The sequence below is a fragment of the Streptomyces sp. NPDC046805 genome (assembly GCF_040645355.1).
GTDB lineage: Bacteria > Actinomycetota > Actinomycetes > Streptomycetales > Streptomycetaceae > Streptomyces.
In genome coordinates this window covers 16,955-36,837 of record NZ_JBEYYC010000037.1, presented here as the reverse complement: position 1 = coordinate 36,837, position 19,883 = coordinate 16,955, and the positions used below count along the sequence as shown (strand labels likewise).

Annotated in this window: 9 protein-coding genes; all 9 read left to right on the top strand. The window is 66.0% G+C overall.

Going from position 1 to position 19,883, the window contains the following annotated elements:
- The first annotated feature begins 39 nt into the window (after positions 1 to 39).
- The 9 genes from dbpB to dpdD all read left to right on the top strand — a co-directional run bounded on the left by dbpB (position 40) and on the right by dpdD (position 19,603).
- Entirely contained in the window at positions 40 to 1,140 is a 1,101-nt protein-coding gene (gene dbpB, locus ABZ910_RS31110; protein ID WP_361371581.1) for a DGQHR domain-containing protein DpdB, read from the top strand.
- 793 nt (positions 1,141 to 1,933) lie between these two features.
- Positions 1,934 to 5,269 carry a protein DpdE gene (dpdE, locus tag ABZ910_RS31105; protein WP_361371578.1) on the top strand — a complete coding sequence of 1,112 codons (3,336 nt, stop codon included), beginning with the start codon at positions 1,934 to 1,936 and terminating at the stop codon, positions 5,267 to 5,269.
- Entirely contained in the window at positions 5,262 to 7,856 is a 2,595-nt protein-coding gene (dpdF, locus tag ABZ910_RS31100; RefSeq protein ID WP_361371575.1) for a protein DpdF, read from the top strand. Before dpdE ends, dpdF begins: the two co-directional genes overlap by 8 nt.
- Positions 7,856 to 8,746 carry a protein DpdG gene (gene dpdG, locus ABZ910_RS31095; protein ID WP_361371572.1) on the top strand — a complete coding sequence of 297 codons (891 nt, stop codon included), beginning with the start codon at positions 7,856 to 7,858 and terminating at the stop codon, positions 8,744 to 8,746. The genes dpdF and dpdG overlap by 1 nt, the downstream gene beginning before the upstream one ends.
- The gene (dpdH, locus tag ABZ910_RS31090; protein ID WP_361371569.1) at positions 8,739 to 11,807 is read left to right on the top strand and encodes a protein DpdH; all 3,069 of its coding nucleotides are present in this window, start codon (positions 8,739 to 8,741) and stop codon (positions 11,805 to 11,807) included. The genes dpdG and dpdH overlap by 8 nt, the downstream gene beginning before the upstream one ends.
- Positions 11,804 to 12,493, top strand: a complete 690-nt coding sequence (locus ABZ910_RS31085) for a hypothetical protein (protein WP_361371566.1) — start codon at positions 11,804 to 11,806, stop codon at positions 12,491 to 12,493. Before dpdH ends, ABZ910_RS31085 begins: the two co-directional genes overlap by 4 nt.
- Positions 12,490 to 17,004, top strand: a complete 4,515-nt coding sequence (dpdJ, locus tag ABZ910_RS31080; RefSeq protein WP_361371563.1) for a protein DpdJ — start codon at positions 12,490 to 12,492, stop codon at positions 17,002 to 17,004. Before ABZ910_RS31085 ends, dpdJ begins: the two co-directional genes overlap by 4 nt.
- Positions 16,965 to 17,522 carry a phospholipase D-like domain-containing protein DpdK gene (dpdK, locus tag ABZ910_RS31075; RefSeq protein ID WP_361371560.1) on the top strand — a complete coding sequence of 186 codons (558 nt, stop codon included), beginning with the start codon at positions 16,965 to 16,967 and terminating at the stop codon, positions 17,520 to 17,522. Before dpdJ ends, dpdK begins: the two co-directional genes overlap by 40 nt.
- Positions 17,519 to 19,603 carry a protein DpdD gene (gene dpdD / locus ABZ910_RS31070; protein ID WP_361371557.1) on the top strand — a complete coding sequence of 695 codons (2,085 nt, stop codon included), beginning with the start codon at positions 17,519 to 17,521 and terminating at the stop codon, positions 19,601 to 19,603. Before dpdK ends, dpdD begins: the two co-directional genes overlap by 4 nt.
- The last annotated feature ends 280 nt before the right edge of the window (positions 19,604 to 19,883 follow it).

Genomic DNA, 19,883 nt, shown 5'->3' with positions numbered 1-19,883 from the left:
CCACATCTAGCTTTTTTAAAACCCCGTCAGGAGATACGAATGGCCGACCGATATGAGCTGAGGCTTCCCGCCCTCGAAGTACGCCAAGGCAACCGAAAAATCTACTGCTTTGCCGTCGACGGCAAGAAACTCCACAGCTTCGCCGCCGTCTCCCGCGTACGCCGCGACGACGCAAGCACCCTTCAGGGCTACCAACGCCCTGAGGTCCTCAGCCATATCCGGGGCATCCGCCGCTACCTCGAGTCCGACAACGCCATGCTCCCCAACGCCCTCGTCCTGGCCTTCGACGACTCCGTCCGGTTCGAAACCGGCGCCCGCCCACGGGCATGCGTCGACTACTCCGTCCCCGGCGAGTTGGTCATCCCTGTCGACGAGTCCCTCCCCGATGAGGACAAGCCCGCCCTGATCGTGGACGGCCAGCAGCGCAGCGCCGCCATCCGCGACGCGGACCTGGGCGAGTTCCCCGTTGCCGCCGTCGGCTTCATCGCCGACACCCAAGAAGACCAGCGCTCCCAGTTCATCCTGGTCAACTCCACCAAACCGCTACCCAAGGGCCTCATCCACGAACTGCTGCCCGAAACCAGCGGACACCTTCCCCCCACCTACGCCCGCAAGCGCCTGCCCGCCCAACTGATGACCCGCCTCAACACCGGCAATGGCCCCTTCTACGGCCGCATCGCCAGCCCCACCTCACCGGACGGCAACATCAAAGACACCAGCCTGCTGCGCATGCTGGAACACAGCCTCTTCGAGGGCGCCCTCTACCAATACCGCAACCCCGAAGACGGCTCCGGCGACGTCGAACGCATGCTCAAGCACCTGCGCAATTTCTGGACCATCGTCAAGGACACCTTCAGCGACGCCTGGAAACTCCCGCCCCGCCAATCCCGCCTCACCCACGGTGTCGGCATCCAGGCCATGGGCTTCGTCATGGACACCCTCACCGAGGGCATGGCGGCCGAGGACGTCGACTGCGACGAGGTCCGCAACGCCGTCCTGGGCCTGATGCCCATCACCGCCTGGACCTCGGGCATGTGGCGCTTCCCCGACGGGGAGCAGCGCCGCTGGAACGGCCTGCAAAACACCCCCAACGACATCCGCCTGCTCACCGACCTGCTGGTACGCAGCGTGCGGGGCTGACCGGCCGACCGCGTTCACCGTGCCTGCAAGGGCGCGGTGAACGGCTTCAAGGCATCTCCTTGCCCACTGCCCAACGAGCGGTGGGCTTCGTTGCGCGTTCGGCGGTGGGCGCTGAGCGGGGCGAAATGATGAAGCCACCTCGTCAAGGGGCTGGAAGGGAGCGCACGTTCGCTCAGCGAGGCCCCGGCGGCGAAGACCGAGAGGGGGCGCGCCAGCGCAGGTTCAGGAGGACGCAGGACCTTCTTCGAACCGGCAGGAGAGCGCCCCGCTTCACGCGCTGGCGGCTCAGCGGTGCGTTTTCGTCCGTCCACCCGCTGGCATGGCTGCCCGGTCGAAGCCCGTGGCTCCCTCCCTGGCATGCGCCGGCGTGCCGTGGGTGAATGCGTGCTCTTCACCGAGACCGGATCCGTGGACTGCAGTGCTCCGCCGCCACTCCTCCGTCCACCCGCAGGGGCAGCGATCCTCTCGCTCAGCTTGAGCGATACCCCAACGTCGCGGCCTCTGGCGTCTGTTGCCTCAAATTGAGCGCAGCATCTTGGGCGTAACGCATTGACCGGACCAACTGCATGCATTATGAACGTTCACGGTCATTGTTATCGCGAGCTCATCCTCCGTGCCCAGGAGCAGAGCGCGGGGGCAGTGAGCTGGTACAAGTCGTCCTGGGGAGGGCGACGGTGGGAGGGCAGGCGCGATCTTCTAGCGGGTGATCGGGGGCTTCGTGCCTGGTGATCGCTGTAGAGCGTGTACCGGACCGGCGGTTGTCGGTGGTGCCGTTTACTCTTCAACCGGCTAGATGTGGGCGCCTTGTGAAGGAAGTGCAATGTTAGGGCTAAGGGTGGGGGATTTTGTCCGCTTTGCCGGTTCTCCGGGGGTGGGGCGAGTCGCAGCAGTTGAGGGGGAGAATGTCCAGGTTGATTTTTTTGAGTCGATAGCGGAACCCGTTGCGCAGACGCAGCGCGTCGCCGCGCGCCTGTGTACGCCGGTGCCTTTGCCGGAGGAGACCCGGGTCTACCGGCGTGATCCCAGCACCGGCGTGTGGATCGTGGGACGGGTGCGGGGGAGTGACCCGGGTGTGTACTACGTGCAGTTCCCCAATCATCCCGATGTGCACCTCCCTGTTCGGGCAGCGGAGTTGCACGTGCGCTGGGATCAGCCCGTCAAGAATCCGGTAGCGACGCTGGGGGTTGGCGGGAACGAGTCTGGCTACTTCCGCGATGCCCGCCTGCCCATGCTGCACAGCCTCATGGCTCAGCGTGGCGCCAGCGGGAGCATCCCGGCCCTGCTGTCTTCTGCGGCGGAAATCTACCCGCACCAGGTGCAGGCCGCTTTGACCGTCCTGTCCGACCCGGTGCAGCGCTACTTACTGGCCGATGAGGTCGGGCTCGGCAAAACCATCCAGGCTGGCTATGTCATTCGTCAGACCCTGATCGACAACCCTCATGCGCGCGTTGTCGTCATGGCACCGGCGCCCTTGGTGAGGCAGTGGCGTGGCGAAATGCTCGAGAAGTTCTTCATCGACGATTTCCCCGAGGCACGCATCACCTTCACCGCCCACGACACGCCGCACGAGTGGGCGCCCTATCGCGACGCCGACCTGCTCGTCGTCGACGAGGCGCACCTCCTCGTCCACGACATCACGGAGCCGACGCAATCGCCCTACCGCGAACTGTGCGGCATCGCCCACACGGCCACGCGCCTGTTGCTGCTGTCGGCCACCCCGGTGACCTCTCACTACGTCACCCACTTGGGTCTGCTGCATCTGCTGGACAAGAACCTGTACCGCTGGGACGACCGTGCCTCCTTCGAGGAGCGCTACCGGCGGCGTAAGGACCTTGCCGACGGCATGTTTCAGTTGGACGCCTATCTCCCCACGCTGCTGCCGATGACCATCGCAAGCCTGCGAGGACTCCTGCCGCTCGACGAGCGCTTTGAGGCGTTCGCCACCGACGTGCTGGCCCTCCTCACCGACGAGGCCGAACTGGCGGACGAGGATCAAGCTCCTGAATTGGGTCTGCGCGTCGAGGCTTTGAGGGCTCATCTCAGCGAGACCTACCGCCTGCACCGACGGGTCATCCGCCACCGCCGCGTCTCCGTGCTGCGCGACGACGAAGAGATGGAGCTTGTGCCCTATGAAGTGAGAGGACGCACCCGTCCGCGCCTGCTCGCGGTGGATTTCGGGGAGCACCACCTCGGTCAGGCGCTGCTGCTGGAGTGGCGCACGCTCATTGCCGACCACTTGGTGGACACCGCAGCCGACGACACCCAGCACACGGCCTACGCCATGGCGCTTGCGGTGCTTGCCTCTCGGGCCGGAGGCCTGGTGGAAGATCTGCTATGCGCGCTGCGTTGGCGCACCCACCACGACCGGGAAGCCGCCGACCGGGCCGGACTGACCGAGCAGGAACGCCTTCTGCTTGCGGCACCGGCAACCCTTTCCCGGGAAAGCGAACTGGGGGAGACCTACAGCAAGCAGCGCGCTGACTTGTCCCCCACCACCGCACCCACGGCCCTAGCCAAAGCGTTGCTGCCGGTAGTGCGTCCCGGAACCAGGACGGTGATCTTCTGCGGCCCGGGAACCTTGGCCGCCCAGGTAGCGGCGGCGCTCAGCGCCCAGGCCCCCGCCGCCGTGGTGGGCCTGCACACCACAGCCACCAGCGCGGACGCCTGCGAGCAGGTCGTGCAGATCTGGCGTACTCCGCAGAACGCCGCCCTGTGCCAGGTGCTCGTCGCTGACACATCAGCCGAGGACGGGTTGAACCTGCAAGTTGCAGACGTGGTGGTACACGTACGGCTGCCATGGTCCCCTAACCGCCTGGAACAGCGAATCGGACGGGTGGATCGCTACCGGGGAGTGGAATCGCTGCGGCAGAACCGACCGGCGCAGCAGTTCCGCATCGGCGACCGTGAAGGGAACGAGGCGTTCTGCGGGGCCTGGGCCGGTCTGCTCCACGAGGGATACGACCTGTTTACCGCGTCCGTCTCGACCCTGCAGGACACCATCGCCGAAGGGCTGACCCGCGTGTGGCGCCAAGCCCTCGTCGACGGTCCCGTGGGGCTGATGACCCTGGCGCCCAGCGTGCGCGAGGAACTGCGCCAGGCCAAGCGGGACATCGACACCATGGACATGCTGGAGTCCATCCACGAGACGTCTGAACAGGCCCGTCAGACCACGAGCGCGCTCGATCACCTGGAGCAGGACTGGCGCCGCTTGCGTGAGAGCCTGGTGCACTACGCCGATGACAGCAGTGGCGGGCTGCGCTTTCGGCATGACACACGCACCGTCGCCGGCCACAAGCGCGACCGGTTCGACGTTGCCTCCTCGCATCCGCTGATCGACCCACGGCGCTACGACGCAGCCGCCGAACGCATTCATCCCCACATGGCCCAGGGTGTCTTCAACCGCTCCACCGCCCTGCGCGCGCCGGGAACCCGGCTCTTCCGCTCGGGCAACCCCTTCGTGGACATGCTCGCCGACATTGTCTTCGCCGACGAACGCGGTCAGGCGACGGCCTTCCGGCGTTTTGACCCGACCTGCCGCACAGGAGATGAAGCCTACTTCGGGCTCGAGTACCTCGTGGAAGCCGACATCAGTGCCGCCCTACGGCGTGTCGATGACGTGCCCGAGGCCGGGCGAGCCCTGCGACGCCAGGCTGACCGCCTGCTTCCCCCGTTCACCCACAAGGTATGGGTGCCTGCCGGGCACCGTATCGCTCTGACCGATCCGAAGGCCTGCGCCTGGCTGGACGCTTCCTACGGCGGGCAAGGAGATCAGAACTACAACGTCAAGAACCACGGCGAGCTGGTTGCCGTGTTCGGAGGGTGGCAGGAATACCGGCAGGCAGCAGAAACAGCCGAGGGAGTGTCCCGTGCCCATCTCGTCCAGGCAACCGACCTGATGAGCAAGTGCGCTAAGGCGCAGGAGCAGGCACGGCAGCAACTCGCGATCGCGACCGCGCAGGCGCAGGCGCGCAGTGCGGCCGGCCACCTGCTGGGCGACACCGAAAGCTACCTGCTGGACGTGGCCGTGGGACGGGATCTGACGGAGGCACTGAGCCGTCCTTCGGTACGCGTGGTCGCCGCCACCTGCATTGTGCGCGGGGGATACCGGACGGTGAAGCGCGATGGGTGATCTGTGGGCGCACGCCCAGGAACTGTTTATGGCCTGGCCCCAGGTGCCGACGTCGATGGCCACTGGCACCCTGCGGCGGCTGGAAGACGCCTTGGCCGACCGGGCCGGTCATCGCGCAGACGCGGTCGGCTGGCGCGACATCGCGGCCCTCACCCGACAGATCCTGCTGGAGGCCGCCGTCCGGGGAAACAATGCAGGACTGGAGGTGCCCCTGGATCCCGCGTTGCCCAGCCGTGAACAGTGGGAACAGATGGCGTGCCGGACGCTGCCGACCGAACGGGGATTGCGGGTCTTCGCCCTGCCATGGCACCCGCGGGAGCTGACGCCCGAAGCACAAGAAAGCGCCCGGGAGGACCTGAAGCAAATTTATCTCGGGGTGGACTCACCGCATCGGAGACACCTCGAACCCCGGTCGGCCGACCCCTATTGGACAGAGGCCCTCGGCTACCAGGAGTACGTCTCCGTCGGGCAGCAACAAGCCGCGCGAGCCGTTGCCCTGGCTCCTGCCGGCAGCACGACGATCGTGTGCCTGCCCACCGGACACGGCAAGACCGCGGTGGCCCAGGCCTCGGCCCTGTTGGCCGGCGCCCGCGGGGGGGTGTCCGTCGTGGTCGTCCCCACGGTCATTCTTGCCCTGGACATGGAGGCTAGAACGCAGGCCACCCTTGAACGGCAGGGCAGACGGAGCCCGACCGGCCGTTATGCCTACACCGGTGGCATGCCGGAGGAGGTCAAGCGGCAGATATGCGAGGACGTCCGCACCGGTCGCCAACGCCTGCTGTTCGCCTCCCCGGAAGCGGTGGTGACGGCGCTGAAGAAACCTCTGGAGGACGCCGCCGAAGCCGGACTGCTGCAGTACTTCGTCATCGACGAGGCGCACCTGGTCGAGCAGTGGGGCACGGGGTTTCGGCCCGAATTCCAGACGATGGCCAGCCACCGGCGTACCTGGCTGCGCAAGGCCCCCAAGGATCAGGCGCCGGTGACGGTGGCGATGAGCGCCACCCTCACCCACCAGCAGGTCACCCTCCTGGAGCAGCTCTTCGCCGAAGAAGGCGAAGCACAGGTGGTCTGGGCCTCTCAACTACGGCACGAACCCAGCTACTACGTCGACACTTGCCCAGACGCCCAGACCCGACAAGAAGCCGTCATCGAAGCCGTCGCTATGCTGCCGCGGCCACTGGCGTTGTACACCACGCGGGTGCAAGACGCCATCGCCTGGGCCGCACGGCTCCGCCAAGCCGGCTTTGAGCGTGTCACCCACGTCACCGGCAAATCCAAAGATGACGAGCGGCGAGCGGCCTTGGAGGGCTGGGCAGGCTCCACCTCCGCCGGGCCCACTCCGACCCGGTTCGACGTAGTCGTGGGCACCTCAGCCTTTGGCCTGGGAGTCGACCTGGCCGACGTGCGCACCGTGGTCCACGCCTGCCTCCCGGAGACCACTGACCGCTACTACCAAGAAGTCGGCCGCGCAGGGCGCGACGGAAACCCCTGCATTGCCTACATGGCCACCGCTCCCGGAGACGAAAAACTGGCCGAAAGGCTCAACCGCAGCCCGCAACTGACGGTCGAGCGCGCCTGGATCCGGTGGCGGGCCATGTGGGTAAGCCGCACACCCACCGCCAGTGGCGCCTACCGGGTCAACCTTGACGCCCTGCCTGCCGACATGCCCGAAGGCTTCAACCGGCATCGCAGTTGGAACGAGCGCATCCTCAACTTCATGGTCAGAGCCAACCTCATCAAGGTGACCATTCCCGAACCTCCGGTCCGTGGCGACGGGGAAACCGAAACGGCATGGCAAGAACGTTCCGATGCGTTCTACGCCGCCTTGGGGAAGCAATTTGACGTCTTCCTCTCAGACAGCCAGACCAACGACCGTGCTTACTTCCGCGAACGCTTCAACGAAGTCCGCCAACGGATCATCGCCGACCAACGTGCCGCAGCAGGACGGCTGCGGGCAATCCTGCGCAGCGACCGCTGCTGGGGGGAGGCACTGGCTGAGCACTACCGCGTGCCTTACCGCGGGGGCACCTTGACCACAGGAGTCACCTGTCGTGGGTGTCCACACTGCCGCAAGGACGGTCCTCCACGAGCCACCCCCGAGGGCTACTACCGACTGGCGGTCGAACCCTGGCCCCCGGTGCCGTCGTGGCCGACCCGATGCGAAGACCCCCTACGGCGCTTCCGGGGCGACCTGCCGTGCCTGTCCATCTACTGGGAAACGGAGCGAGAGTTCACCGACCTGATCCCGGAACTGCTCGAACGGTTGGTGGTGCGGGGGATGTCGGTGATAGGCGGGCCGGGACTGAACCACATCGCCACACGACGACTCCAACGCGACGTGCGCCCCGGTCCTCTCATCCTGGATACCGACGAGGACCTCATCGGCCGCTACACCAATCCTATGGTCTGGCTCCTTGAGCCTTCCATCTCCCACATGGGAGACGACCTGGCGATGCGGTTCGATTCCCAAGATGTAACGTACTTGCTGCATCCACGGGCCCTGGCGCACCCGGATCGTTCCGATTCCCCTCTTGTCGCAATCCACCGCGCCCACTTGTGGGTGCGTACTGCCTTGGAGTCGTTCTAATGGCCCTGCTCAATGTGGAAGCATCGATACCACCATTTATGTGGGCCGTCGTTCGCCTCCTTGCCGCAGAAGGAAAACCGCTGCCTGCAGACCGCGCACGCGCCCTCTTGGCCCCGCCCTCGCTTACCGAGGGAAAGGAGAACAAGGCCTTTGACCAAGCCGTGCGCAGCCTGCGTGAGTTGCGGCTGATCGCGGAAGAGGACAGCCGACTTTCGCTTATCGGCCACGCTCTTGAGGTGGACGGCACCGACTTCGGCACGTTCGCCGCGGCCCTGCGCCAGGCTGTCCTGTCCAGCGACCTCAATGCGGGACTGGCCGAAGGCAATCGGCAGACCGGTCCGAGAGATCTGACCCGTACCCTCGTGTGGTTCCTTTCCAGAGACCCGCTCGACGAGCCTGCTACCTGGGACATCGCCCAACTTGAGCAGTCCATCGACCTCAACCCCGAAGCCGGCACTGCTTCAAAAAACGACACCCGGTGGAACCGCTTTGTGCACTGGGCCCCTGCGCTAGGCCTGGGAGCGGCTCCGTTGCTGCCCAGCGGCGGAAAGGGACCTCTCTCACCGGACTGCACAGCAGCCGTCAAACAGACTGTGCAATCGCTGTGGGCCGTCGGGGACCGAGTCAACGCAGTCGACGTCGCCCGTGCATTGCGCACCGCCCTGCCGGTACTCCCGGGCGGCGAATATGCCAACGCCTTGGGCATCCCTGACCCGGGCGCACAATCAGCCGGGCTCGCATTGTCCTTTGCCCTACTACGTGGCGAAGACGAGGGCTGGCTCATCATGCAGCAAGACGCCGACGCTCAGCGCATCCTGACCGTCCATGATCCTGACCGTCCGTCCCACTACGTGTCCGACATCGTCATCTCGGAGGACCAGCATGGCTGACTTCCGTGGCTTCCTTTGCTGGACGCCCGAAACCGCGGCTGCGACCATCAACACCGAGGCGGTCAGCCCTTCTCGTGAGGTCTTCCTAGCCACGCATGCGCCGCTGCGCATTCGCCGATCCCGCCTGGACGGACGTGCTGTCCTTTCCGACGGCCCGCTCATCGATGAGGAAACCGTCCGTGATGAATTCCTCGCCCTAAAGTCCGACACCGGTGCGCTCTTGTTGCCGATCGTCGGTGACTCCGGCACTGGAAAGTCTCATCTGGTGCGCTGGGTGTACGAAAATCTGCCGGACTCGGACAGGTGCAAGGTCATCTACCTGGAAAAGGCCAAGACCAGCCTGCGTGCCGTGATCGACGCTTTGCTTGCCGACGCGGAAGACGGCACCCTGGCTCAGTTGCGTGCCGAGATCCACCAGTTCACCGACAGCGTGGACGCTGCCACGCTCAGCAGGCGACTGGTCAACGCCCTGAGCGAGTCCCTGGCCGCCACGACCCCGCGGGACGTGCCTCAGCATGCCCGTCCGCTCGCTGGCCCCCGCGGCCTGACGGTTGTTCTGCAAGATCCTCATGTGAGCGCTTACATGCTTGCACCGGGGAAGTTCATTCCCAAGTTGGCGGAGCAGTTGCTCCGGGATCGTGCAGGTGGCGAACCGGATCGCCCCATGGCCTTCACGATCGAGAACCTGCCTACCGACCTGCTGGATCTCCACCAGGCCGCCCAGGTCACGATCAAACTGATCCGTGCAATCTCGGGGAATACAGAATTGCAGCAGGCCGCAGTCGACCTGCTGAACCAGCACTTGGAGACAGCTGTCAAGCGGGTGGCGAGCCTGGGAGCCGGCCGTCTGCAGGATGCCATGCTCCAGGTACGGCGGGAGTACGCCCGCAAAAATAAAGAGATCATCCTACTCATCGAGGACTTTGCGCTGATCCAGGGCGTGCAAAGAGAGCTCCTTGATGCCGTCATCGAGGCTGCCAACCGGTACGGCCGCACGAGCCTGGCCCCGATCCGTACCCTCATGGCGGTCACCACGGGCTACTTCAAAGACCTGCCAGAAACCGCACTCACCCGCGTTCGCGCCACGGCCGGCTACATCTACAACCTCAACGTGCCCTTTACCAGGGATCACCAGGGCGAGTCTGAGATCACCACCTTCGTCGGACGCTACCTCAACGCTGCACGCCTTGGACGCGACGTCCTGGAAGGCACGCAAGACGGACAGGTCCCCAACCGCTGCGATAGTTGCTCCCTGATCTCCCAGTGTCATGAGCAGTTCGGGGCGACCTCCGACGGAATTGGGCTGTATCCGTTCAATCAGTCTGCACTCGTACGCGCGATCCATTCGACGGCTCCGCGCAATGATCCCTATGCGTTCGTCCCCCGCACCGTGCTCGGCAGCGTGATTCGTCCTGTTCTGGTCGAGCATGCCAACGCGCTCAGGGAAGGAACCTTCCCCGACGCTCGCTTCCGCGCGCAGTTCCCCACGGCAGACGTTGATGAGCCGCTGTCCACTGAGGTGCAGGAAGTCGTAGAAGCAGAGGACCTACTCGACGCCGACCGCCGAAAGATCGTTCTCGAGTTCTGGGGCGACGCTCCGGACTATGCCGGTGCGTTGCCTTCCGCTGTCGTTGAAGCCTTTGGTCTAGAGTCCCGCACGTTCTCCGGTGAGGGTGCAGTGTCTCAGAAGCGGACCAGGACAGGGGAGAAGGGGGGGAGCGATGAGCCGGTACGGGATCCTGAAGACACTGGGCAGAAGGCCATTGCCGAGGCGAGACTGCCAGCATCCCTGAAGGCCAAGCTTGATGCGGTAGAAGACTGGCTTACGCGAAAGCAGGTTCTCTTGCAGGGCGTCGCGAGTGATCTGCGTACCGTACTTGTCACTGCGGTGGTGCAGCGATACCGCTGGGTTGATCCGCTCATGCTGGAACAAACGCAAGGAACTATTCGAGCGGCTTGGCCCCCCAACGCCCGTGTGGTCTCCATTGAAGGAGCAACGGAAAACGTGCAGGGTGCGGGTGCGGCACCCATTCGGATCAAGCGAACGGCGCGAAACAGTCGCTATCTGCGCAGCGTGCTTCTGCTGAAGAACGGCCAGCCTGCCCAGCGGGCCGAGCACGTACGTCGATTGAGCACCGAGGCCGACCGCTACGGTGCGTCACTGACCGCGGCGCTGCAGAAGAACCTGGAGATCACTGACGACGAGTTGGTGCTCGGGTTGAGAGCTTCTCTCATCGGTGCAGCCCTGGCTGGGCAGGCCTGGCCCGGCATGGACGAGTCCGAACTATTGTCGGCGGCCTTTGCTGAGGGGCGCTCATGGGCACGTCAGGACACCGCCGACTGCGATGCGGCCTGGAGCAGAGCACTGGAGTCCCACCTCCAGTACAGGCGATCCCTAATCGAGCGGCTTCGCACCAGTCTGGGCGTGGCTCAGGGCGCCGGGGCGCCGCGGCTGATCGATGCCGCCCGGGCGCTGCCACTGCTGCGCCGGGCGACTGCGCAGTGGGACTGGCAGGTGGCCGGGTTGGAGGTGCCGGAGTGGGTGAGACCGGCAGTGAAGAACTTCGCCAACTGGATGGACGTGGTGAACGCGCAAAACACGTCTTTGCGCCAGAAACTCGACGAAATACGGCAACACCATTCACGCGGTTCGACGGGGGCGCAAGTCCTGGCAGCGGTTCGCGACGCGCTTGCCGCAGCCGAGGACGCTAGTATCCCGGTTCCCCTGGCTACCCGGGCACAGATCACAGACCTTCTGAAACGCTCCCAGGACGTCGACTGGAAGGTCCTCAACCAACTTGAGGATGATCTGCGCAGGACGGATGATCCTGAGTCTTCCGACACTGTGCGGCGCGCGGCGTGCATCACAGCGGCTGTGCGGGATCGAGGCCCCACCTTGCAGGTGGTACGCGCCTTGCTACTGGCGAGCGATGCATGGTTGACCGCCGCGTTGGAACATGCAGCGTCCCGTGCGAACTCCCATGGCGACGAGGCGGCTCGGGGTGTCCAAGAACTCTTGAGGGAGTGGCAGGGGCTGAACGCAGAGGGGGAGGAACGATGAGCGGGCCATTGTCCGTCCTGCAAAAGGCGGAGCGTCTGCAGGCGGAGGCGCGCCGACTCAGCGAGGGAGAGAAAGGCGAGGAGGAGGCCCGGCGCATCAGCGAACGCATCAGCGTTCTGCGTAACCAGTTGGTGACCTTGCAGCGGCGCATCCGCATCGCCCGCTCCTTGATGGCGCAACCGGGAAGCCCCGACATCGACCTGTCCGGGATCGACACAGGTTTGGCCGCGTTCGCCCGCCAATGCGAGGGCGGATTGCCCCCCAATCCGGCCTTTAACAAGGCCTCGCAGGCTGTGAAGAAGGTCGCCGAACTCATAGCACAAGACAGCCAGGAAGCCTGGCAGCAGTGGACGCAAGCCCAGTTGACGGCGCTGGAACTCGCGCGGCAAGCCATGCTCTCCCTGGAGGAACAGGCACGGGCCAAGACGCTGCACCAAGGCCTCGTCCGAGCCGCCCGCGCCTCCGAATTCGATGTAGCGGCGATTACCTTGTTCGCTAACGCACACGCTGAGCTGACGGAACTGCTCAATACCGCACCGCCGCCTCCGGAAGGACTGCAGACGCTGCTGGACCGCTTGGCGTCCGGTACCGCACTGCTGCTGCGTGACATCACCGACGAGGAGATCGCGCTGCTGCGCCGCGCCGCTCTCGACGCCGACCTGGAGCTCCGTAGGAGGCGGGCGTGATCGCACCGTCCCTTGCGCGTTTCTACAACCAGGTCCTCAATAACCTCGAAAGCCGCGAACTGCCCCTTGTATCGTGGGGCATCGCCGACGGGGCCCTGACGGAGAGCGAAGTCCTCGAAGTCATCGACCAGTGTCTGTCGAACGCCCCTGAGGCGGCGGCAGGTATGTCGAGCGAAGACCTGCTGTACGAGTTCCGCGATCGCGCCTGGCTCTTCAAGGTGCCCGACAGTTCACCCCCGCAGTACCGCACGCGGCTCGCCGAGACCGTCCGGCTAGCGGCGCAGTTGCGGCAACTCTTCACCTGGCAGGCCCGCGATGAGGCGGCGCGGTGGTGGCAGAGCGGCAAGCGACTCGTGGCCGACTACCGCCTGCACACCGCGCCGCGTCGCTACCCCCAGCGCAATATCCCCGCGGCGACCGCGCTGAAGGAACTCGCCACTCTGGCCGGCTGGGGCCCCCTTCAGCACCTCGTGGCCCAAGCCCACATCGGGTCTCGTGACCTAGCCCGCTTCCAGGTTGACGCCACCGCGGCGGTGACCAGCGCGCTGCAACGTCCGCACTCCAGCGGCGTGATCGTGGGTGCTGGCACCGGTAGCGGCAAGACGCTGTCTTTCTACCTGCCGGCTTTCGCCGCCATGGCCGAGCGTGCCCGACCGAACAGTTCCCGCCTGCACACGCTGGCGCTGTATCCGCGCAAGGAACTGCTGCGCGATCAGTTGCGGGAAGCGCTGAGCACCGCCCGCACGCTGGAGCCCACCCTGCAGGGCTCCGCGCGCCGGCCGCTTCGACTGGGGGCCCTCTACGGAGACACGCCCTATCACCATGAGGACGACCGGCTCCAGCCTGGCGCAAGCGGCCGTACTGCCTGGAAGCGGACGCGAGAGGGTGCCATCTGCCCCTATTTGACCTGTCCTGCGTGCGAGCGCGGTGAACTGCTCTGGCGTGATCTTGACCGTCGCGGCGATAAGGAGCGCCTGGTCTGCCTAGCCTGCCCGGCCAGCATTCCGGAGGGCAGCCTTGCCCTGACCCGTCGATCCCAGCAGGACGCGCCCCCTGACCTGCTGTTCACCACGACCGAAATGCTCAACCTGAACAGTGCCGGAGGCGGACTCAGCCGACTGCTGGGCTGGCAGGGAGGCGCGGTCCCGTCTCTGGTCCTGCTTGATGAGGTGCACACCTACTCCGGGATTCACGGAGCCCAGACTGCTTTGCTGCTGCGCCGCTGGCAGCAGGCCGTCCGCAAGCCGGTCGCTTTCGTCGGTCTGAGCGCCACCCTGCGCGACGCTGGTGCGTTCTTCGCCCGCCTGGTGGGACTGCGCGACAGCCACGTCGAGTACATCCAACCCGCCGACGACAGCATGGATGAGGAGGGGCGCGAGTACGCTCTGGCGCTGCGCGGCGATCCGATCGCCGGCAGCAGCCTGCTGTCAACCTCCATCCAAACCGCCATGCTTTTTGGGCGCATGCTCGACCCGGAAGAAGACGCCGCACTATACGGGTCCACCGGATTCCTGTTCACCGACGACCTGGATGTCACCAACCGCTTCTACGACGACCTGCGGGACGCTGAGGGCGGGCAGAACCGCTACGGTCAACCGGGTCGGAAACCAGCCCTGGCCGCGTTGCGCGCTCCGGCCCGCGCCCACCACCAAGCCCGCTACCGTGACGGCCAATCGTGGGACCTGATGGAAAAGATCGGCCATGTGCTCGCCCCGGGGGCTGGCCACCGCGGCGCTCTGCGGATAGCGCGCACGTCATCTCAGGACGTCGGTGTCGATCTGCAGGCCAAGCTGACGGTGGCGACCGCCTCGCTCGAAGTCGGTTTCAACGACCCTCGTGTCGGGTTGGTACTCCAGCACAAGGCCCCCCACGACGCGGCGGCCTTCATCCAGCGACGCGGCCGGGCCGGCCGTCAACGCGCCATGCGCCCCATCACGGTCATAACCCTGTCCGACTACGGCCGGGACCGACTGGCCTACCAGGCCTACGAGACACTGTTCCAGCCGGAAGTGCCCGTACGTCACCTTCCGGTCAACAACCGCTTTGTTATCAAGATCCAGGGAGCGCAGTCTCTGCTGGACTGGGCAGGACGCAAACTGCGCTCCCGCCACCTGTGGGCCGACCCCAGGACGCTGTTGACCGCACCAAAAGCAAAGAACCGCGACAAGGACAAAGCCCCCCGCCTGGACTTGGCGCAGGTGTTGGAGAGCCTCTTGACCACTACTGCTCTCCAGGACGATCTGGCGCGCCATCTCAAAGCGGCACTGCAGTTGACCGCCGACGAAGTGCAAGCCTTGCTCTGGGAGGAGCCGCGCTCTTTGTTGCTCAGCGTGGTTCCCACCGCGGTACGCCGCCTGAAGAACAACTGGCAGACCCTCCAGGAGAAGGATCCCGGCGCCGAGCCCCGTGCCATGCTGCCGGAGTTCGTCACGCGAACGCTGTTTGATCCGCTCAATGTGCCCGAGGTCGGACTGATCCTTCCGTTCGCTTCGCGCACTACTGCCAGCAGCGCCGACCAGGACAGCACCGACGAGTTGCTGCCGATTGCCAGGGCCCTGAGGGAAGCCGTACCTGGCAGGGTCAGCCGCCGCTATGGCTACCAGCGTGACGACCACCGCACTTGGCTGCCGATTCCCCCACTTGGCCAGGACACCCTGGAACTGGACGAGAGCCTTGTACCGGGCTCGATGCCCGAAGGCCTCTGGGTCCCCCTGGGGCAGGATTCGGCAGGTCTGGTCGTGCTGCGCCCGCATCGTCTGCAGCTCAGCGAGCCGCCCAAGGAGGTCGCCGACCGGTCACAGGGATTTCCTCTGTGGGGCTCGCAGATCGTTGTCGATGCAGGCACCCAACTCCTGCCGGGTGACGTTCCCCGTCCCTCGTCGTGGGAACACCGCATCACCTCCGTCGGCTTCGCCCTGCACGCGGCGGGCAATCCGATCGAGGTGCGCCGCATGACTGCCGGTTCGCGCTTTGAAGTGAGCTACGAGGCAGGCGCTACGGACGCCCGCACCGTGCGCTACACCCGGAACGGGGAACCGGCCGCGCTCGGTTTCCGGCTGAACGTGGACGCAGCCTCCTTCACCCTCGCCCCACTGGACACCACGCGTCCCGAGGTCGCGCGTTACCTCACCTCGCCCCAGTGGGGCACCCTGGCCTTTTTCCAGGCAGTGGCGGACGATCCTGCGCTGGGGGAGGTGACCAACCAGTTCCAGCGCGGCTGGCTGGCGCTGGTGTACCTGACGTCGTTCTCCCTGCGCGGCCTGATCGACAACGGTCCCGACCCGTCGTCGATCCGCTCAACGCTGGCGGATGGCAGCTGGCGAGACGACCTGGCGGAAATCCTCAGCGTGCTCTACCGCGATGAGCCCACCGGCCAGCCCGCCCACAGCAACGAACGTCTCATCGCCACGCTCACCGAACTCAGCGACGTGCCCGCTGTCATCGACGCCCTGGACCGGGCCGGGCAACTTCTGGTGGCTTCGGACGTCGCCATCCGCAGCGCCGACCTGGCACGGCGCGCCTACACCGACACCGTGGCTGCGGCCATCCTCGCCGCAGCCCTGCGCGCCTGCCCGGATGCTCAAGACGGCGATCTGATCGTGGACGTGGTCCCCGCAGCCAATGAAGGGGATCCGGCCGTGGTGTGGCTGAGCGAAACCTCCATCGGCGGCCTAGGCGTGATCGAACAACTGTCCCGCTACTATGCCGAGGACCCGCGGCGCTTTTGGCGCCTGGTTGAGACGGCTCTAACCCCCAACGACTACGAGTACGTCGACACCACCGTGACCCGACTCCTGCGCCACGTGACGGCCGAACCGACCGGAGTCGCAGCACGGGCAATGGCAGTCCTGCGCGCCCACACCTCCGCCGCCGACTCCAGCCAAGCGCTCACCGACCTTCGCGAGGCTTGGAGCAGACTCGACGGTCCGCCGCGGCACAGTGCGGTGGCAGCGCTGTCCACCCGACTGCTCCGCCCCGGCAGCAGCCCTACCACCGACGCCAGCGCACTGGCTTTGATCGAAGGGTGGCAGGACCTGGAACGTCGCCTGGGCGTGGAAGTCGACGCCCGCGTCATTGCCTACGCCGTCGGCTCCGGGCGCCTGCCCACCGGCCCCGGCCCGCGCCTGTCGGCCGACCAGGCCTTCAGTCTGCTCTGGCCGCGTGGCCGCGATGCCCGCACCCACCACCTTCAGCACTACCAGCCCTACCTCGACCGTCCTCCCGTCCTGGACCGCCTCCTGGCCGCCGCGGCACACGATGAGCAACTGCCGCGCATCGACGTCACCGAAGAGGGCTGGGAGCAGCGCTATCAGACCGCGATAGCCCAGCATGCCGCCGTGGAGTTGACAGCCGACACGAACGCCACGACGGCTTTGTCTGACGCCATCGTCCGCGTGCCAGCTCTCACGGTGGACTGGGACGTCCTGCGCCTGTACGGGGAGATGCAAGGAATGAGCCGTGACGGCCAGCAGTGGCGCGTGCGGGTGGACATCCGGGAGGCGACACAGTGAGTCGACTCGAGCGCCCCGTACGCACCGGGGGGCACACCGGCGTGCGCGCCGACTCGATCCTGGCGACGGCGCTAGTGGGGGAACTCGTCTGGCCTGGGCCCGTGATGTGGCTGGTCTCGCCGTGGATCAGTGACGTGAAGGTCTTGGACAACAGCCAGGGAACGTACGACGACCTGTTTGACGACAATCCCCCCAGCGCCTGCTCGCTGTCCGACCTGCTCGCCCGGATTGTGGCGGCCAGCGCCTCCCTGACGGTGGTCACCCGCCCGGACCCGCACAATGCACAATTCCTCGGGCGTCTGCGCCGCTTGACCTCGCAGCACGCCGTGCGCATGGTGCAGGACCCCGCCGTGCACGAAAAGACCATCTGCGGTCGGGATTGGCTGCTCACCGGGTCCATGAACTTCACGGTGCGCGGCCTGATGGAGAACGACGAGGCGGTGAGCTACAAGGTGGGAGGCAGCGACGCGGCCCAGGCACGCCTGGAACTCGCCCAGCGATGGAAGGAGCATCAGTGATCGCCGCGCGCCAGGCTGCCCCCGTTTGGACCACTCAGGACCTGGAAGCCTTTTTGCTGCGCTTCTTCGGCCCGGGCAACGACGCGTGGCCAGACATGGATCCCGACCCCCGCAAAGGCGAACGGGTCCGGCCCTTCGTCGACCTGCTACGCAGCGGCAGCGACATCCCGGTCATGCTGCCGCGCTACCAGCAGGCCCAGGACCGCTTCGCGATCTACGTCATCGCCCGCGACGAGGCACACGCAGCCCTCATTGGCAACGTCATCACCGCCTTCGCCGGGCCGACCTATCTCATCGGCTCCGGTGTACGCCCCAGCACGCTGGACGCCAACGACCCAGTCGAAGCAGCAGTGCAGGACTTCGCCGGAGCAGAGACGACCTTCAGACTGGAAACACACCCGCACCGCCGCTACCGCCAGAGACTGACCGACGTGGCCCTGCTCATGCAGCACACCTTGGCCCATCGTCCCCCTCGACTGTGGCGGGCAACAAAGCCCACGGGGCGACTGCTGGCCGAGTTCGACGCTGCCCTGGCAGCCGGTGGCCAAGCCGCTTCCCAAGCCGCCCTCGACCAGTTGGCCGGGCAAGGAGGCATTACCGCCGCCAACCTCGCCCACCTGCACATCAAACGACTCTCCCGGCTCGGCCTCGATCAAGAACTACTCGATTACCCGGGTCTCAGCGACGTTTTGCGGCAAGATCCGCCCACGCCGGTGAAGGCGGCGGTGCTCAATGCTGCCTTCACCTGCGACCTGCAGGACCCGCTAGACCGCGGCGACCTGTCAGCTGCGCAACACGCCCTACGCGATCGGGGCTTCCTCGCCCTCGCTCCCTTCGAAGACAGCGCGGAGTCCTACTCCATTGAGGCACTCCTGGTCTTGCTGCTGGCCGCGGTGACCCGGGAAGATCCTCAGAGTACCCAGTACATACTCACCACCATCGAGCGCACCGCATCCCACGACGCCCTGCCACCTGTTCTTAGGGAAGCGGCCGCGGCCCTCGCCGGCCCACAAAGCCCTCCGCAGCAGGAGGCGCCCACCCACCAGACCGGCACCCTCGCCAACACCCCGGAACCGTCGCCGTCTTCGTCTGCAGCGCAAGCCGCCGAGCCGGCCACGACGGAGCAGGTCCTTGCCTCTTGGCCGGAGTTGATCCGCGCGATCGCCGACGGCTATACCGGCCTGACCAGCATCCTGGAGCAGGAAGTCTGGACAGCCTGGCCCTCGCCAGCCCTGGACGACCGAGACATCGCCGCCTTGCTGGAAGGGCTGCACGACGAGGGTCAGGCAAAGATCTGGCGCTGTGTGGGCGCCTTCATCGAAAGCGTCGGTTACGACCAACCTGCACCGCTCAGCGCCCGTGCTCTGATCACCTGTGCGCTGGCCTACGACTGGCTTGGACCGGGCGACCTGTTGGCCGTGCAGGCACTGACCGAGATCGTGCTGCGTTCCGGTCCTTCCGCTGCCGTCTACGGGCAACTGCTGGGAGAACTTGCCGACACGTGCGAGCGCTGGGTCGCTCCCGAGCGGGCCGCTATCGCGTTGGACTTCGCGGACCGGCTGGTCATGGAGGCACACCCCGACCCTGATGCACGTGAATCCTTCGCCTTGGCAATGCTGCTGCCGCTCAGCGTGCACCAGGGGCGCCTGGATCCCGCCGATCTCGCCATGGCACGGCGCCTATCCGTGGAACTCGGCATCGAACTGGACTGGCACGATCAGCCTGGCGAGGGGCAGGCACAAGACACCGCAACTGGCCTGCGGGATGCGGCTGGTCGCAACCTGCTGCTGTACTCCCTTGACCAGCGAGTGTTGGATCGGGTTGGCGAGGCGCTGCAGCAGCTCGCCCCCGGCGTCAAGGTTGCCGTCGCTCACGACAGCGTGGGCAGTCCGCAACTGCGGCAAAAAGCCAGGCAGGCGGACGTGGTCGTATTGGCCACCCGCTGTGCCAAGCACGCCGCGACCGGGTTCATCACCCAGCACGCGAAAGCAGCCGTCATCGACTACGCCGACGGCAGCGGCTCGGCCTCCCTTCTACGCGCCGCAGTACATGGCCTTCTCCGAAGTGTGCCGGGCAACTGAGCCCGGATCCACCGGTCTGATGCCTGTGGATGACCTTTCGAGAAACGAGGAAGTGCCTTGCGACCTGCGAGGCCAATACGGCTCCACCAGACCAGCGACGCGCTGATCGTTGTGCGTGAGCTTGCACCCTTGGTGCGGAGCCGGACGGTGGCGAAGGTCGACTTGATCGGATTCGTGTGCGCAGGCGGGTCCAGGCAGGTCCTGACCGTCGGTGATCTTGGCTCCGTAGAGCTTGGCGACGGTCTTGATGGCCCGTTCGGCCGCTCACGGTCCTCGGCGT

Coding starts and splice junctions, on each gene's coding strand:
- dpdE (WP_361371578.1), top strand. CDS start 1,934: ATGTGGGCGCCTTGTGAAGGAAGTGCAATGTTAGGGCTAAGGGTGGGG.
- dpdG (WP_361371572.1), top strand. CDS start 7,856: ATGGCCCTGCTCAATGTGGAAGCATCGATACCACCATTTATGTGGGCC.
- dpdH (WP_361371569.1), top strand. CDS start 8,739: ATGGCTGACTTCCGTGGCTTCCTTTGCTGGACGCCCGAAACCGCGGCT.
- dpdF (WP_361371575.1), top strand. CDS start 5,262: ATGGGTGATCTGTGGGCGCACGCCCAGGAACTGTTTATGGCCTGGCCC.
- ABZ910_RS31085 (WP_361371566.1), top strand. CDS start 11,804: ATGAGCGGGCCATTGTCCGTCCTGCAAAAGGCGGAGCGTCTGCAGGCG.
- dbpB (WP_361371581.1), top strand. CDS start 40: ATGGCCGACCGATATGAGCTGAGGCTTCCCGCCCTCGAAGTACGCCAA.